The organism is Streptococcus sanguinis (genome assembly GCF_019928825.1).
Taxonomy (GTDB): domain Bacteria; phylum Bacillota; class Bacilli; order Lactobacillales; family Streptococcaceae; genus Streptococcus; species Streptococcus sanguinis_L.
In genome coordinates this window covers 543631-560170 of sequence record NZ_JAHZOP010000001.1, presented here as the reverse complement: position 1 = coordinate 560170, position 16540 = coordinate 543631, and the positions used below count along the sequence as shown (strand labels likewise).

The 16540-nt window shown below is 43.9% G+C and carries 20 protein-coding genes and 1 pseudogene; all 21 read left to right on the top strand.

Annotated features, from left to right (window positions below; genetic code table 11):
- Window positions 1-69 precede the first annotated feature (69 nt).
- Window positions 70-660, top strand: a pseudogene (locus K1J09_RS02775) (oxidoreductase); the annotation flags it as partial.
- Window positions 632-820 carry a hypothetical protein gene (locus tag K1J09_RS11865; protein WP_398578148.1) on the top strand — a complete coding sequence of 63 codons (189 nt, stop codon included), beginning with the start codon at window positions 632-634 and terminating at the stop codon, window positions 818-820. The pseudogene K1J09_RS02775 and the gene K1J09_RS11865, both read left to right, overlap by 29 nt.
- A 349-nt stretch (window positions 821-1169) precedes the next feature.
- Window positions 1170-1301, top strand: a complete 132-nt coding sequence (locus tag K1J09_RS11825) for a hypothetical protein (protein ID WP_009659231.1) — start codon at window positions 1170-1172, stop codon at window positions 1299-1301.
- A gap of 177 nt (window positions 1302-1478) precedes the next feature.
- A complete protein-coding gene (locus K1J09_RS02770) occupies window positions 1479-2240 on the top strand; it encodes an ABC transporter ATP-binding protein (RefSeq protein WP_002894797.1) in 762 nt (253 codons plus the stop codon).
- Window positions 2240-4234: an ABC transporter permease gene (locus K1J09_RS02765; RefSeq protein WP_223322379.1), complete on the top strand. Its 1995-nt coding sequence runs from the start codon at window positions 2240-2242 to the stop codon at window positions 4232-4234. The genes K1J09_RS02770 and K1J09_RS02765 overlap by 1 nt, the downstream gene beginning before the upstream one ends.
- 156 nt (window positions 4235-4390) lie before the next feature.
- Window positions 4391-5791 (top strand): amino acid permease, encoded by a 1401-nt coding sequence (locus tag K1J09_RS02760; RefSeq protein WP_223322380.1) that lies wholly within the window; start codon window positions 4391-4393, stop codon window positions 5789-5791.
- A 36-nt stretch (window positions 5792-5827) separates the two neighbouring features.
- Window positions 5828-6097, top strand: coding sequence for a hypothetical protein (locus K1J09_RS02755; protein WP_223322381.1), 270 nt, complete (start codon window positions 5828-5830; stop codon window positions 6095-6097).
- Window positions 6098-6234: 137 nt separating this feature from the next.
- The gene (locus tag K1J09_RS02750; protein ID WP_223322382.1) at window positions 6235-7179 is read left to right on the top strand and encodes a S41 family peptidase; all 945 of its coding nucleotides are present in this window, start codon (window positions 6235-6237) and stop codon (window positions 7177-7179) included.
- A gap of 63 nt (window positions 7180-7242) precedes the next feature.
- The gene (locus tag K1J09_RS02745) at window positions 7243-7668 is read left to right on the top strand and encodes a GNAT family N-acetyltransferase (protein ID WP_223322383.1); all 426 of its coding nucleotides are present in this window, start codon (window positions 7243-7245) and stop codon (window positions 7666-7668) included.
- Between the two features lie 29 nt (window positions 7669-7697).
- Window positions 7698-8660: a hypothetical protein gene (locus K1J09_RS02740; protein ID WP_223322384.1), complete on the top strand. Its 963-nt coding sequence runs from the start codon at window positions 7698-7700 to the stop codon at window positions 8658-8660.
- Window positions 8653-9117 carry a GNAT family N-acetyltransferase gene (locus K1J09_RS02735; RefSeq protein WP_223322385.1) on the top strand — a complete coding sequence of 155 codons (465 nt, stop codon included), beginning with the start codon at window positions 8653-8655 and terminating at the stop codon, window positions 9115-9117. Before K1J09_RS02740 ends, K1J09_RS02735 begins: the two co-directional genes overlap by 8 nt.
- A gap of 130 nt (window positions 9118-9247) precedes the next feature.
- Complete coding sequence (locus tag K1J09_RS02730) at window positions 9248-9484, top strand: DUF2829 domain-containing protein (RefSeq protein ID WP_002899859.1); 237 nt, start codon at window positions 9248-9250, stop codon at window positions 9482-9484.
- Window positions 9477-10175 (top strand): 3-oxoacyl-ACP reductase, encoded by a 699-nt coding sequence (locus tag K1J09_RS02725; protein WP_223322386.1) that lies wholly within the window; start codon window positions 9477-9479, stop codon window positions 10173-10175. Before K1J09_RS02730 ends, K1J09_RS02725 begins: the two co-directional genes overlap by 8 nt.
- Window positions 10176-10186: 11 nt before the next feature.
- Window positions 10187-10330, top strand: coding sequence for a hypothetical protein (locus tag K1J09_RS02720; RefSeq protein WP_223322387.1), 144 nt, complete (start codon window positions 10187-10189; stop codon window positions 10328-10330).
- A 154-nt stretch (window positions 10331-10484) separates the two neighbouring features.
- Window positions 10485-11279 carry a hypothetical protein gene (locus K1J09_RS02715; RefSeq protein ID WP_223322388.1) on the top strand — a complete coding sequence of 265 codons (795 nt, stop codon included), beginning with the start codon at window positions 10485-10487 and terminating at the stop codon, window positions 11277-11279.
- A 124-nt stretch (window positions 11280-11403) separates the two neighbouring features.
- Window positions 11404-12783, top strand: coding sequence for a bifunctional UDP-N-acetylglucosamine diphosphorylase/glucosamine-1-phosphate N-acetyltransferase GlmU (glmU, locus tag K1J09_RS02710; protein WP_223322389.1), 1380 nt, complete (start codon window positions 11404-11406; stop codon window positions 12781-12783).
- An 8-nt stretch (window positions 12784-12791) separates the two neighbouring features.
- Window positions 12792-13334 carry an NUDIX hydrolase gene (locus K1J09_RS02705; RefSeq protein ID WP_223322390.1) on the top strand — a complete coding sequence of 181 codons (543 nt, stop codon included), beginning with the start codon at window positions 12792-12794 and terminating at the stop codon, window positions 13332-13334.
- Window positions 13335-13354: 20 nt separating this feature from the next.
- Window positions 13355-13777 (top strand): cell wall synthase accessory phosphoprotein MacP, encoded by a 423-nt coding sequence (macP, locus tag K1J09_RS02700; protein WP_002894824.1) that lies wholly within the window; start codon window positions 13355-13357, stop codon window positions 13775-13777.
- 76 nt (window positions 13778-13853) lie between these two features.
- Window positions 13854-14546 carry a 5'-methylthioadenosine/adenosylhomocysteine nucleosidase gene (locus K1J09_RS02695; protein ID WP_223322391.1) on the top strand — a complete coding sequence of 231 codons (693 nt, stop codon included), beginning with the start codon at window positions 13854-13856 and terminating at the stop codon, window positions 14544-14546.
- Window positions 14547-14559: 13 nt separating this feature from the next.
- Window positions 14560-14868, top strand: a complete 309-nt coding sequence (locus K1J09_RS02690; protein ID WP_223322392.1) for a DUF898 domain-containing protein — start codon at window positions 14560-14562, stop codon at window positions 14866-14868.
- 111 nt (window positions 14869-14979) lie between these two features.
- Entirely contained in the window at window positions 14980-16521 is a 1542-nt protein-coding gene (locus K1J09_RS02685; RefSeq protein ID WP_223322393.1) for an ABC-F family ATP-binding cassette domain-containing protein, read from the top strand.
- Window positions 16522-16540: the final 19 nt, after the last annotated feature.

Below are 16540 nucleotides of genomic sequence, written 5' to 3'. Positions count from 1 at the left end.
CTGAAAAGCCCTTGTTTTTGCCTCTGAATCTTCTATAATAGTTGTCAAAGAAGAAAGGATATTTTTACTATGTCTAAACAAATTATAGACCCGATTCAATTGCGTCACGGTGCCAAATTAACCAACCGTTTGGTGCTGTCCCCTATGTATACTTTCAGTGGCTTAGAAGGAGGATTTGTGTCTGATGATACTTTGCGATACTACGGAGCACGCTCTCAGGCAGCCAGTCTTTTGATTACTGAATTTCATTATGTCAGTCCATCAGGAGGGCCTTGTTACCAGACTGGTTACCCAGTTCAATTAGGTATTTACTCTGATGGCCACATTGAAGGGGAGAGAAAATTAGCTACTGCCCTTCAAAAAGATGGCAATAAAGCGATTTTGCAGCTTCATCATGGTGGGATAGCAGCTTCTGGCCGTGCTTTGAAGGGTGAGGAAGTATTGGCTCCCAGTGCCTTAGATTTTTCTTTCCTGCCATATCCGGTGAGAGAATTGACCGATGAAGAAATCCTTGAAATTATCAAGGATTTTGGTCGAGCAGTCAAACGTGCAGTTCAAGCTGGTTTTTCAGGAGTGGAAATCCATGGTGCCAACCACTATCTGCTGCAGCAATTCTTTTCTAGCACATCCAATGTTCGTCAGGACAGATGGGGCGGAAATTGTCCATGAGATTAGCCCTGAGCAGTTGAAAAATTCTCAATTGACACCGGGCTTGCTTGAAGTGTTCAGCCGTAAGGACTCTGGTGGGCTGCCTCCTCTACCTGGTCATGACACTATTACCCACCTTCATACTGGTAAATTTGGGGATGAGGGGCAGTAAGAATAGCCTATTCAAGATAATATTGACAGAAATTTGAAAACCCTCTGGTAAGAAAACTTCTATATCTAGAACTTTAGGAAATATATCATGAAAACCGGAAACAAATTCCGGTTTTTTTAATTCGCTTGATGAAAGAAGCCGATAGGTATCGGTGAATTTAGGCCTATTGACGCAGTTTAAGGGCAATCGAAAACCATTTTTCCCAGGTGACAAAAATGTAAGTTTAAAGGCTAAAATGAAAGGTTATCTTATGGCAGCTAGCCTGGGAATTCGGTATCCTATAAGTGTAAAGAAAAAGAAGATAACAATCTTCCAAACTAATAATCAGACTTCAAGAAGGAGGCCCGCTATGAAAATCAATCTTTTTAACCATCGCCAAAGTAAACCTAAAGCTCAAAAGATTTCCAAGGAAGAAATCGAGAAGACTCGCCTAGGCTGTGCTTCCAGTCAATATTATTTCTGGCTGCAGTACAGTCACTGAGAGATTCCAGTATTCAAGGATAAGAGAAAGGTCAGTTGACTTTTCTCTGATCCGACTTGGAGCACAAGATGACAAAAATGTAAGATTGGCAGGCAAAATGAAAGATTAGGTTATGGAAACTTGTCTGTCTTTCCGGTATGATAGTAGTATCAAGTTAAATAAAGAAGAGGTTCGAGTATGACATTATTAGACGTACAGCACGTGAAAAAGATTTATAAAACCCGCTTTCAGGGCAGCCAAGTAGAGGCCTTGAAGGACATTCACTTTACGGTAGAAAAAGGCGAATATGTCGCCATCATGGGGGAGTCAGGTTCTGGGAAATCCACCCTGCTCAACATCTTAGCCATGCTGGACAAGCCGACTGAGGGCCGCGTCTTTCTCAACGGAACTGACACGGCAACCATCAAAAACAGCCAGGCTTCCAGCTTCCGCCGAGAGAAATTAGGCTTTGTCTTTCAGGATTTCAATCTGTTGGATACCCTGTCGGTCAAGGATAATATTCTTCTGCCGCTAGTCCTCTCTCGCCGTCCCATTACTGAGATGATGCAAAAGCTGGTCACGACCTGCAACGAGCTGGGGATTAACAAGCTGCAAGAGAAGTTTCCTTATGAGATTTCCGGTGGCCAGAAGCAACGGGTTGCAGTAGCTCGAGCCATCATCACAGACCCTGAGATTCTGCTGGCGGACGAGCCGACGGGAGCCTTGGATTCCAAGTCTTCAGCAGCCCTGCTGGATGTTTTTGACGACATCAATGCCCGCGGTCAAACCATTCTCATGGTGACCCACTCAACAGCAGCGGCTAGTCGCGCCAAGCGGGTGCTCTTTATCAAGGATGGGATTCTCTACAATCAAATCTTCCGTGGTGACAAGACCGAGCGGCAGATGTTCCAAGAGATTTCTGATACTCTGACAGTTATGGCAAGTGAGGTGAAGGACTAGTGTTTCGATTAGCAGCAAAATTGGCGGTATCCAATCTGATTAAGAACCGTCGTCTCTATTATCCTTTTGCACTGGCTACCTGTGTGGCTGTAGCCATTTCTTATATTTTCAACTCCTTGGCTTTTAATCCCAATCTATCCAAAATGACAGGGGCCAGCTCTGTTATCCTCGTTTTGGTCCTAGGGGTTGTTATTGTAAACATCACAGCTGGAATTATTGTCTTTTATGCCAATCAATTTGTTATGAAGAATCGCTCCAAGGAGCTGGGGCTTTATGGTATGCTAGGTCTCAATAAACGCCATCTCTTTGTTATGACTTTTATTGAGCTGCTGATTTTCGGCCTAGTGGCTGTGAGCTTAGGGTTGACTATTGGTGTTCTCTTTGACCAGCTGATTTATGCCTTTCTGCTCAAGCTTATGGGGACCAAGGTGGTTTTGGTTTCAACTTTCCAGCTACCGGTCTTGATTCTTGTTTTTATTTTCTATGGCTTTATTTTTGCAGGCTTGGTCTTTGTTAATGGTTGGCGAATTCTGCGTTTTGATTCCCTGAAGATGTCTAAGGAAAAGGCCAGCGGAGAGAAGAAGAGCCGGTTTTTACTGCCACAGACCTTTATTGGCCTGGCAGCTCTGCTCTACGGCTACTATCTGGCTCAGACTGTGCGTAATCCTATGGAGGCAATCTTCATCTTTTTTGGAGCAGTCCTCTTGGTCATTTTAGGAACCTACCTGCTCTTTAATGCTGGTATTACAGTCTTTCTGCAGCTTCTGCAAAAGAACAAAAAGTATTACTACCAGCCCAATAATATGATTTCCGTCTCAAATCTTATTTACCGTATGAAGAAAAATGCAGTGGGGCTGGCTACTATTTCCATCCTATCGACAATGGTTCTAGTGACCTTTTCTGCCGGCATGAACATCTATTCTGGCGCGGAATTTATGCAGAAACTTATGTTTCCGCATGATTTCTCTATCAATGGCGGTGTAAATGCAAAAAAAGAACAGCTGGATCAGGTCTTGACAGAGTTTGTAGCAGAGAATCAGCTGAAGGTCAAGCAACAGGAGACCTATCAGTTTTATTCAATGGGTGTCAAGAAAAAAGAGGGTAACAGCCTAGATATTTATCCTAAGGGACAATGGACTGTGTCACCCAATACCTATATCTTGATGTTTTCCAGCGAGGATTACGAAAAGCTGACAGGAAAGGATCTGTCTTTGCAGGAAAATGAGATTGCTGTCTTTAACAAGGGAGTGGATCTGGATTATAAGCAGCCTCTGCAGCTGGCTGGCCAAAACTTGACGATCAAGAAAGTCCTGTCTGAAGATTTTATCTTTCACAAGATTCCAGATGAGTATAATATCATCATTCCTAAAGGGCTGTATCTAGTAGCCAAGGATCCTAGTCAACTCTTAGCTCATCAGATGGAGCAGCAAGCTATTAATCCTGTACTCTATGGTAGTCTGGATATTGAAGCTTCAGAAGATGAAAAGGCTAAGCTGGATACAATCTATCAAAAGAAAATGACGGACTACAACCAGTCCCTGCCAGAAGGTGCCGGAGGTGTCCACGGTCAAACTGGTGTGATTGGCATACTTGAAATTAAGGGTATGCTGGGTGGTGTCTTCTTTATAGGGATTTTCCTCTCTATTGTCTTCATGATGGGAACAGTGCTGGTTATCTACTACAAGCAGATTTCCGAAGGTTACGAAGACCGTGATCGCTTCATCATCCTGCAGAAAGTCGGCTTAGACGAGCAGCAGACAAGAAAGACCATTCGTAAACAAGTACAGACTGTCTTCTTCCTGCCCCTAATCTTTGCCTTCCTTCATTTGGCTTTTGCCTATCACATGCTCAGTCTCATTTTACAGATGTTGGGCGTGCTTAACGCAAGTCTTATGTTAGTGGTGACTCTGGGTGTCTGCGCTCTATTTATTGCAGTATATGTCGGTGTCTTTCTCATCACATCTCGCAGCTATCGCAAAATTGTGGCAATGTGATAGTAGAGACAGGCATCATATAGCTTTCATTTATTTTAAAGACTTAGGCTGAGATTTCTCTCAGCCTTTCTTTTCGGTATTTTTCTGAGAAAGATTCCTAAAAGCGTGGAAATATGATAAAATAGGACGTTAATGCAATTAGGAGAGTAGAAATAGATGAATATATTTAGAAAAAAAGATGCCAGCAAGGATAGAACGGGCATGCGCCGTCATTTAAAAATTCCAGATCTGATTTTGCTTGGTATTGGTGCCATGGTAGGAACTGGGATTTTCACCATCACAGGGACTGGGGCAGCCAAATATGCTGGGCCAGCTCTGACCGTTTCGATTGTCATTTCAGCGCTTTGTGTGAGTATTTCGGCCCTTTTTTACGCTGAGTTTGCTTCACGGATCCCGGCCAATGGCGGAGCCTACAGTTATATCTATGCGGTTCTAGGAGAATTTCCTGCTTGGTTGGCTGGCTGGCTGACCATCATGGAGTTCATGACCGCTATCTCAGGTGTTGCCTCTGGCTGGGGCTCTTATCTGAAGGGATTGCTGAGCGGCTTTGGTATCCAGCTGCCGGTAGCTCTGAATGGCACTTTCAATCCCAAAGCAGGTACTTATGTGGACTTGCTGCCCATTCTGGTCTTGGCCTTTGTTACGGGAGTTGTCCTTCTGAACTCCAAGGCAGCCCTGCGCTTCAACTCAGCTTTGGTGGTCTTGAAATTCTCAGCCTTGGCACTTTTTATCATTGCAGGATTTTTCTTCATCAAACCAGAAAATTGGTCTAACTTTGCACCTTTTGGCTTTGGAGAAATTTATGGCGGCAAGATCGGCATCATGGCTGGGGCTTCACTCATGTTCTTTGCTTTTCTGGGCTTTGAGTCCATTTCCATGGCGGTCGATGAAATCAAAGAGCCTCAAAAGAATGTTCCGCGTGGGATTGTCTTATCCTTGAGCATCGTGACCATTCTCTATATTTTGGTGACCTTGGTCTTGACTGGGGTTGTCCACTATAGCAAGCTGGATGTCTCAGATGCGGTGGCCTTTGCCCTGCGCAGCATCGGACTTGGCTGGGCAGCCAACTATATCTCTGTCGTCGCTATTTTGACTCTGATTACGGTCTGTATCTCCATGACCTATGCTCTGTCGCGGATGATTTACAGTATTGCGCGTGATGGTCTCTTGCCCCGCTCTTTCAAGAAATTGACAGAGAACAGTCGGGTGCCAAAGAATGCCACGATTTTAGTAGGGATTGCCTCAGCTGTTTGTGCAGGTATTTTCCCCTTGGCTAGCATCGCCTCTTTCCTTAATATCTGTACCTTGGCCTATCTGATTTTATTGGCACTTGCTGTCTTGAAATTGCGGAAAGATCAAGGAATGCCCAAAGCGGGAGAATTCAAAACGCCTCTAGTACCTCTGACACCGATTTTATCCATTATCATCTGCCTGTCCTTCATGACCCAGTATACTAAGGAAACCTGGCAGGCCTTTGGAATTGCCCTAGCACTGGGAAGTCTCATCTATGCCTTCTATGGCTATAGAAACTCAGAAATCGCTGTAAAAGAGAAGTAGGGTGAAGTATTGCTATTAAGCAGAAAGTAGAAAAGTATGAAAAAACTTAATCTAACCCAAAAGAGGAAAATCTGGCTCTTTGCCCTTGCTTTTATCGCCTTCATCTTACTGGCGATTGTGATCAATATCCAGCTGAATCAGCCCGAAGATATGCATGCTGAGTATGTCGGGCTTTGGAAGTCAAGGTGGCATGAGGAAAATAAAGACTGGCTCTATCCAATGAAAAATATCTGTCTTCTTATTCTGGCAGTTCTGGCTGGGTCTGGCTTGATGATTGCATTCTCTAAGAGTGAGAGATGGAAATAAGCTTCTGTAGATGTAAATAAAATCATCTTACAAAAATGTAAGATTAGCTATGATAAATGTAAGATAGAGACATGGAAAACGTGTCTCTATTTTGCTACAATTAGCTCAGAAATCCTCACAAGAAAGGTTGTGCAATTATGAAAAAAGTCCTTTTAGGTTGCTTGGGGACAGTACTGGTTTTGCTTGCTCTTTTAATAGGTTTTCTGGCCTACTTTGGTCCAGACTATGGAATTTTTCTTTTTCCACCAAGTCCGCAGGACTATGCTCACTCGGTTGTAAAAAAGCTTGATTTCGGTCTTTATACGGGCAAAGACTGGGAAAATGAGAAAAAGAAAGCCTTAGAGAAACTTGAATCTGCCAAGACTTATCAAGATACCTATCCTGTCTTGGAAAAATTAACCAAAGAGGCTGGCGGGAAACATTCTTATTTTTTAAGTCCACAGGATAATCCCGAAAATAGTCCGGAAAGCAAAAATCAGCCTGAAGTGCAGAATCGGGAGGGTATTCTCTATTTAAAAGTTCCTGCTTTTACCGGTGATGCACAAGCGGCGAAGACTTATACCAACAAACTGTCAGCAGCTCTTAAAAAGGATGATTATCAGGCAGTTCTTGTGGATTTGAGAGATAATACCGGCGGGAATATGTATCCGATGATTGCGGGACTGTCCTCTCTTTTGCCTGATGAAGACCTCTTCCAATTCGTTTATAAAAACGGAAGCAAGAGCGCGGTTTCTCGATCAGATATTCTGAAGCAGCTTGGTCTGGAGCAGACTGATGAGAAAGCAAAGAAAGTGCCAATAGCCGTCCTTACCAATGAACGTACAGGAAGCTCAGGAGAAATGACTGTTTTAGCTTTTAAGGGACTGGAAAACGTTAAAATATTTGGTCAGCCAACGGCAAGCTATACTACGGGAAATAATTATTATCAACTGTATGATGGAGCGGTTTTGCTCTTGACTACCTCGAGTATCCTAGATCGCACGGGTAAGCTTTATGAGAATGAGGCAATTCAGCCAGATATCCAAACAGACCAGCCTTTAGAAGAGGCGGAGTCTTGGTTGAAGGGACAGATAGGAGAATAGTTCATTGAAAGCAGTCAAAGAGACTGCTTTTCTGCTATAATAAAGAGAAGAACGAGGTGACAGATGATTCGTAAAGTAAAACTAAGAGATGCTGCAGCCATTCAGCGGCTCAATGATGAGTGTCTGGGCTACGATTTCGATAGGGAAGCGACGAAGGCTCAACTGAAAAAGTTACTAGAGAATGACCAGCATTTGATTTTGGTAGTTGAAGAAGACGGTCAGGTCATAGGCTATGCTCATGCTGCTAGCTACGACTGTCTCTATTTCCCATCCTTGCTCAATCTCTTGGCTTTGGCCGTCGCTCCGGATTTTCAAGGGCAGGGACATGGCAGAGCGCTGCTGCAGGCCTTGCGTGAAAAGGGGAAAGAGGCTTGCTACACAGGAATTCGGATTAATTCAGGCATTTCCCGCTCATCAGCCCATGAATTTTACCACAGCCTTGGTTGCAGCGAAAAAGCAGACCAGAAACGATTTTATTGGGGATTTTAGAGAATTTAAGGAGAAAAAAATAGACGGTCATGAGAAAAAAGAAGATAGTGTATGTTTTATTGAGTATTCTTTTATTGGGAGCTTTAGGTCTACTCTCCTTATGGGTTATTAAAATAAATACTAAAGTTTATACTGATATACGAGAAACAAAATTTAAGAGCATTCAGCTTTTTGATAACAATAAATTCGTGTTGGTCGCTGTGGATGAGAAAAATAATCGAGCTGATATTTACTATGGCCAAAATTATGTTTCAACTATTGCTGTTCATTCTTGGCGAATTGGAGAAGTTAAAAACTCTCCACCAATTGGGAAAGAAGAATACTATAAGATAATCAGCTATGATTTAAATAGCCCTAATCTATCAAGGAAAGAACTAGACCTGTATGAATTGCCTAGAATTCAGACACAAAAGTTTAGACTCAATGAAGTCTTAAGCAGTTATTATGGTAATGGGAAAGACTATATGGCACGAGACAATCTTTACCAATATGTTAATGGAGAATATTTTGAGCAAAGTTTTTTACTGGATATTGATAATGAGGAGCTCTTTTTCAAAGATGTTGCTCAAAGAAGAAATGAGATGGCGACGAAAGATCCATATCGAAACAAAGTGAGCTTGACTCCTGGTGGACTAGGGGACAGCTTAAGTGCTCAGTTGAGAGAATACCATTTATTGCAATTGGGAGGGACTATTATTCCAGACTTAGATTCTGATAATAAAATTGATATTTCCAACACCAACTTTGCTCAGCTTTATCCAGAAGTGGCTAAGAATATGAAGGATATGACTCAACTTTATTTCCGGCCTGAGCAGTATAATCAGAAAGAATGGTTTGATAATCTTTTACACTGGTTTGCACCTAAGGGGCAGGATGTGATGGAAGTTTATGCGACAGATTCTGCAACAGGTGAGAAAACACAAATCAAGTCATTTGATGACTATTTAGCATGGCGAGAAGCCCACCCTGAGGAGGTGAAAAAATATGAGTAATAAAATTGAACGGCTAACTCAACAGCATGCTTTAGAAATTGCCAATGATTGGCATTACGAGGCACCCTATGATTTTTATGATATGAAAAATGATTTGGAAGATTATGAAGAAATGGTTTCTCCTGAAGCGCGTGGGAACTGTTATTATCAAGTCCTGAGAGAAGGAAAACTCTATGGATTTTTCTGCTTGGAGCAGAAAGGAGAGCGAACTTTGGAGCTTGGTTTGGGGATGAAGCCGGAGCACTGCGGAAAAGGTCAGGGCGCTGTATTTTTGCAGGAAATTTTGGACTTTATCATGGAAAATTTTGCGCCCCAAGTCATAAGCCTATCCGTGGCTGATTTCAATCACCGAGCCCAACAGCTTTATCTCAACATGGGCTTTGAAGTGGTGAGGCGCATCCCGCAGGAAAGCAATGGTGATATTCATCTCTTTGTGGAGATGGAGAAAAACACCTAATTTTAGACTTTGTTGCAAAGCAACAGAAAAACTTGTTGACAGTCAAGAAAAAGTCGTCCAATATATTTATGACTACTGACGGCTAGCAGGGAATTTGTCAATGATTACCAATAAACAAAAGGAGAAAACCATGACATTTGAAGAAATTTTACCGGGCCTTAAGGCCAAGAAAAAATATGTGCGTACAGGTTGGGGTGGTGCAGAGAACTACGTCCAGCTCTTCGATACGATTGAGCAGAATGGTGTAGCTCTCGAAGTGACACCTTATTTCCTCATCAATGTTTCAGGCGAGGGGGAGGGCTTCTCCATGTGGAGTCCGACTCCTTGTGATGTCCTCGCGACAGATTGGGTGGAAGTAGATGACTAAGACGGTACTGGTGACGGGAGCTAGCTCTGGCATCGGCCGAGCTCAGGCTCTGACCTTTTTGGAAAATGGCTATTGGGTTTATGGGGTGGACAAGGATGAAAACCCTGGCTTTCTCAATGAGCTTCGTTTTGTCAAGATGGATTTGACAGGTGATTTGACACCGCTCTTTACCAGCTTACCTGAGGTGGATATTCTCTGCAATACAGCAGGTATTTTGGACGATTATCGTCCCCTGCACGAGACCAGCGACGAGGACTGGGAGCAAATTTTTGCGCTAAATCTGACCGCTACCATGAAAATCACTCGCTTTTACCTGCAGAAAATGCTGGAGAAAAAGTCTGGTATCATCATTAATATGTGCTCGATTGCTAGCTTTCTGGCTGGCGGCGGCGGTGCTACCTATACAGCCTCTAAGCATGCTCTGGCTGGCCTGACCAAACAGATAGCCTTAGACTATGCGGATAAAAATATCCAAGTCTTTGGTCTGGCACCAGGCGCAGTCAAGACAAACATGACTGCCGCAGATTTTGAGCCAGGCGGATTAGCTGAATGGGTTGCTGAGGAAACGCCTATCAAGCGCTGGCTGGATCCTCAGGAAGTAGCTGATGTTAGTCTCTTTCTAGCCAGTGGCAAGGCAGCTGCTATGCAGGGTGAGATTATCAAAATCGACGGTGGTTGGAGTTTGAAGTAGCCAGTCGCAACATGAAAGTAATGAAGAAAAACAAGAGCTATGACTTAAAAGATATCAATCAGGCTGTGAAATCAGAAGAGCTAGATGATGATTTCTGTTTGTATGCCAAGGAAAATGGAGAACTGAATTTTCAGGACAGCTACTTGCCTTGTTGATACATTTGGCAATGACTTTGAGAGTTTGAAAAACCAATTAGCATTTCTTACGCTACAGTCTTCAAAGACCGTTTCTGAAAAAGATTGAAAATAGGTCCAAAAAAGCTTATAATAAAAGCTATAAAACGACAGAAAGCTTCTAGGAGGATTGATTTTGAAGAAGGTTCATTTTTTTATCATTTATGGCTGTGTCTGCTTTGTACTGATTGGCGGAACCTTTCTCTATACTTACTTTAAGCCTGGAGGCATAGCAGAAGCAATCGAGTCCCGCTTTAAGCTGTCTGCTGTAGTGGATACATCCTTGAAAAAATTCGATCATGATAGTTTCTACATGGATCGGCTGTCTGAGTCGACCTATCTAGAGGGCTACAAAAAAAGAAAAGCCAAGACGGTTAAACAACTGACTGTTTCAGATTCACCTTATTTAGCTAAGCTTTACGAAACCTATGATGATCAAGAACTAACCCATTATTTCAGCGAAGATCGTATGTACTTGGAAGAAAAGGATGGATTTGAGATCATTGATGACACCGACTCCCGGAAACATATTGATGGCTATTCGGGCATGTCCTCCTTTAAGGCTTTGCTGCAGGTCATGGTAGATAATGAGTCAGAACTGACTAAGAAAAAAGTGGACGGGGGCTATGAGTTTTCGGTGACGGCAGAAGGTGATTTGGCCTATGACCTTATCGATGCCTTCTACTATGCTTATAATGATGAACATTATGATACGACCATCGATATTGAGAAGTGTCAGGTTGCCTTTGTGGTTGACCCTAAGACTCGGACCATCCGCTCTATTGATATGACCATGGATTTGGATGAAGATACAGCCTTAGATGGAGAATTGATTTACTTCAAGCAGCGGGCTGTCTTCAAGGACTATGGCAAGGCTAAAGTTCATCTTCCAAAGAAAATCAAAGAAAAAGAAGCAAAATCAGCTGTTTAACGGCTGATTTTTTTGTGCGAAAGGCTTTTATTGTAGCATTTTCTCTGGTATCTTGATTTTAATTTTTAAAAATTACCTTTTAGTGATATAATAAAGGTGATATCCTACAGAAAAGAGATAATTGATGACAAATTACGCGATTATTTTGGCTGCGGGTAAGGGTACTCGCATGAAGTCAGATTTACCAAAAGTGCTGCATAAGGTTGCAGGAATTTCCATGTTGGAACATGTATTCCGCAGCGTCAATGCTATTAATCCAGAAAAGACCGTGACAGTTGTTGGGCACAAGGCGGAGCTAGTTGAGCAAGTCTTGGCAGGTCAGACAGACTTTGTCCGTCAGACCGAGCAGTTGGGAACTGGTCATGCCGTTATGATGGCCGAGCCTGTTTTGGAAAATCTGACAGGTCAGACGCTGGTCATTGCTGGCGACACTCCTTTGATTACAGGAGAAAGCCTGAAAAATCTGATTGACTTCCATATCAACCACAAGAATGTTGCGACTATCCTAACAGCTGAAGCAGATAATCCTTTCGGCTATGGCCGTATCGTTCGCAATCAGCACGACGAAGTCTTGAAAATTGTCGAGCAGAAGGATGCTTCTGATTTTGAACAGCAAATCAAGGAAATCAATACGGGAACTTACGTCTTTGACAATGCTCGTCTCTTTGAAGCCCTCAAAAATATCAATACCAATAATGCTCAAGGCGAATACTATATCACAGATGTGATTGGTATTTTCCGCGAAAATGGTGAAAAAGTCGGCGCTTATACGCTGAAAGACTTTGATGAGAGTCTGGGGGTTAATGACCGCGTGGCTCTAGCTACAGCTGAGAGTGTTATGCGCCGTCGGATTAACCAGCGGCATATGGTTAACGGTGTCAGCTTTGTCAATCCTCATGCGACCTATATCGATGTGGATGTAGAAATTGCGCCTGAAGTTCAGGTTGAAGCAAATGTGACCCTGAAAGGTCAGACCAAGATTGGGGCAGAGACAATCCTGACCAATGGTACTTATATTGTGGACTCTGTCATTGGAGAACGGACTGTCATTACCAACTCCATGATTGAAGAGTCTAGTGTAGCAGATGGAGTGACGGTCGGGCCTTACGCTCACATTCGTCCAGGTTCTAGTCTGGCTAAGGATGTCCATGTCGGCAACTTTGTTGAAGTTAAAGGATCGTCAATTGGAGAAAACACCAAGGCTGGTCATTTGACCTACATTGGAAACTCTGAAGTTGGTGCTAATGTCAACTTTGGTGCAGGTACGATTACGGTCAATTATGATGGTCAGAAGAAGTACAAGACTATCATTGGCGACAATGTCTTTGTTGGTTCCAACTCGACCATTATTGCCCCAGTTGAGCTAGGTGATAACTCACTAGTCGGTGCAGGTTCTACCATTACGAAGGACGTGCCAGCAGATGCTATTGCTCTGGGACGTGGCCGTCAGATTAACAAGGAAGATTATGCTAAGCGACTTCCTCATCACCCTCAAAATAAGTAGGTTTAATCATGGAATTTGAAGAAAAAACCGTCCAACGGACGGAGATTTATCAGGGACCGATTTTTAAAGTTGTCCAGGACCAGGTAGAGCTGCCAGAGGGCAAGGGTCAAGCCCAACGGGATTTGATTTTTCATAATGGTGCGGTGGCTGTGATTGCTATCACCCCGGAAAATAAGATGATTTTAGTCAAGCAGTACCGCAAGGCGATTGAAGCGACTTCTTACGAGATTCCAGCTGGCAAGCTGGAGGTAGGAGAGAATGCAGATCCCCAAGCGGCTGCCCTCCGAGAATTAGAAGAAGAGGCCGGCTACACTGGACAGCTGGAGTTGGTCTATGATTTCTACTCTGCTATCGGTTTTTGCAATGAAAAAATCAAGCTCTACAGCGCCAGCCATTTAACAAAGGTCGAAAACCCTCGTCCCCAAGACGAGGATGAAACATTGGAACTTTTTGAAGTCAGTCTGGAGGAGGCACATCAGTTGTTGCAAAATGGTGACATCTGTGACGCCAAAACCATTATGGCCCTTCAGTACTGGGAACAAAAAATCTGAATAAATAGGAACGTAGATCAATGGGAAAAGCTTTATTAACAGATGAAATCATTGAGCGGGCCAACCGCGGTGAGGATATTTCGGGGCCACCTCTCATGGATGACGAGGAAACCAAGATTCTTTCAACTGGCAGAAGCTCCTTTAACTCGCAGCAGTCTAGCCGACAGGATACTCAGTTTGGCTATCAAAGCCCTCAAAACCGCTTTGGTTATGAAGAAGCTCGGTCTCAGCAGAATCAGAGTCGTTTTGGCTATCAGACTGCTCAAAACCAAGAGGAGTTTACGGATGAGACTCTCCACATTGAGGTAGACCCGACCGTGACTAAGAGCCGTCGAATTGAAAATCAGAAGCGGAGCCTCTTTCAAGCCAAACTCAATAAGATTCTCCTTTGGGTAGTTATCCTACTGATTGGTTTGATTGCAGCTATTATTTGGTGGCCTTAAAAAACTGCTCTATTGCACTTGAAAGGAAGCCTAGCCTGTCTAAGCTTCTTTTTCATCAGATGATTTGAGGTATTATATGAAAATTGGAATTATCGCAGCCATGCCCGAGGAGTTGAAGATTCTGTTGGAGCATTTAGAAAACCCGCAGAAGCACCTACGTTTGGGCCATGTCTATCATACGGGCTCTATTGGCTACCATGAAGTGGTGTTGGTCGAAAGCGGGATTGGTAAGGTCATGTCCGCTATGAGTGTGGCTGTTTTGGTCAATGACTTCAAGGTCACAGCCGTGATTAACACAGGCTCAGCTGGAGCAGTGGCAGAAGGTCTGACGATTGGCGATGTGGTGGTCGCAGACCGTCTGGTCTACCATGATGTGGATGTAACTGCCTTTGGCTATGATTACGGTCAGATGGCTCGGCAGCCGCTCTATTTTGAAGCGAGCCGCTATCTGGTTGCTGAAATGAAGAAAATTTTGGAACAAACCCATCAAAATGCAAGAGTAGGGTTGATTGCAACAGGTGACAGCTTTGTTGCTGGTCAAGACAAGATTGACCGCATCAAGGAGCATTTTCCAGATGTCCTTGCTGTCGAGATGGAGGGCGCAGCTATTGCTCAAGCTACACATTCGATCGGCCTGCCTTTTATGGTTATTCGCGCCATGAGCGATACGGCAAGTCATGATGCTAATGTCACTTTTGATGAATTCATTCTTGAAGCTGGTAAACGCTCTGCAGAAACCCTGATTCAATTTCTGAAAGAGTTGGTTTAAAGGGGGAGATAGTATGTACAAAGAGTCTTATTTTGATGGTGGTCTCTTTTCTTACATCGGTCATGTGATTTTAGCTACCTTGATTACCGTTTTTACACTGGGAATTTGTGCACCTTGGGGCATGTGTATCCTGTATAATTGGAAGATAAAACATACAGTTATTGACGGGCACCGTCTTTACTTTGACGGTACTGCCATGCAGCTTTTTGGAAATTGGATCAAGTGGTGGCTCCTGACCATTGTTACCATTGGTATTTATGGCTTTTGGCTGAAGATCAAACTGACCCAGTGGATTACCAAGCATACACATCATGCGAATTGAGTACAAGCAAGCGAGACTTAAGTGGCTCGCTTTTCCTTTTCTTCTGTCTTGCCAAAAAATCCCTTTTGATGGTATAATCAAGGAACTGTAATCAATGATAGAGGAGAAAAAATGAGTATCTTAGAAGTAAAAAATCTCAGCCACGGTTTCGGAGACCGGGCTATTTTTGAGGATGTATCTTTCCGCCTGCTCAAGGGTGAGCATATCGGCCTGGTCGGTGCCAATGGCGAGGGAAAGTCAACCTTTATGAGTATTGTGACGGGTAAAATGCTGCCGGACGAAGGTAAGGTCGAGTGGTCCAAGTATGTGACGGCTGGCTATCTGGACCAGCATGCTGTGCTGGAGCAAGGTCAGTCTGTCCGTGATGTCTTGCGTACAGCCTTTGACGAGCTTTTCAAGACAGAGGCCCGCATCAATGAAATCTATATGAGCATGGCTGAGGATGGAGCAGACGTTGATGCCCTTATGGAAGAAGTGGGCGAGCTGCAGGACCGCTTGGAGAGCCGAGATTTCTATACTCTAGATGCCAAGATTGACGAGGTCGCACGGGCACTGGGCGTTATGGACTACGGTATGGAGAGTGATGTGACGGAGCTGTCTGGTGGGCAGCGGACCAAGGTTCTCTTGGCTAAGTTGCTTTTGGAAAAACCGGATATCCTGCTCTTGGACGAGCCAACTAACTATCTGGATGCTGAGCACATTGATTGGCTCAAACGTTACCTACAGAACTATGAAAATGCCTTTGTTCTGATCTCGCATGATATTCCTTTCCTGAATGACGTGATTAATATCGTCTACCATGTGGAAAATCAGCACTTGACTCGTTATTCTGGCGACTACTATCAGTTTCAGGAAGTCTATGAGATGAAAAAATCTCAGCTGGAAGCAGCTTACGAGCGCCAGCAGAAAGAAATTGCGGACCTTAAGGATTTTGTGGCGCGTAATAAAGCCCGCGTAGCGACCCGTAATATGGCCATGTCCCGCCAGAAAAAGCTAGATAAGATGGACATTATTGAGCTACAAAGTGAGAAGCCAAAGCCTACCTTTGACTTCAAGCCTGCCCGCACACCTGGCCGTTTTATCTTCCAAGCCAAGGATTTGCAGATTGGTTACGATCGGCCCCTGACCCAGGCCATTAATCTGACCTTTGAGCGCAATCAGAAGGTGGCTATCATCGGGGCAAATGGGATTGGGAAAACAACCCTGCTCAAGAGTCTACTGGGGATTATCCCGCCTATCGCAGGTCAAGTAGAGCGTGGGGACTATCTGGAGCTGGGTTATTTCGAGCAGGAAGTCGAAGGCGGCAATCGTCAGACACCGCTGGAAGCAGTCTGGAACGCCTTTCCGGCTCTTAACCAAGCAGAAGTCCGAGCAGCTCTGGCCAGATGTGGCCTGACTTCCAAGCACATCGAGAGCCAGATCCAGGTCCTTTCAGGTGGAGAGCAGGCCAAGGTCCGCCTTTGCCTCCTCATGAACCGAGAAAATAATGTCTTGGTTCTGGACGAGCCAACCAATCACCTAGATGTCGATGCCAAGGAAGAGCTCAAACGAGCTCTGAAAGAATACAAGGGAAGTATTCTCATGGTCTGCCATGAGCCTGATTTCTATGAAGGCTGGATGGATCAGATCTGGGATTTTAACCAGTTGACTTAATATTAAACAAAAGAAAAGA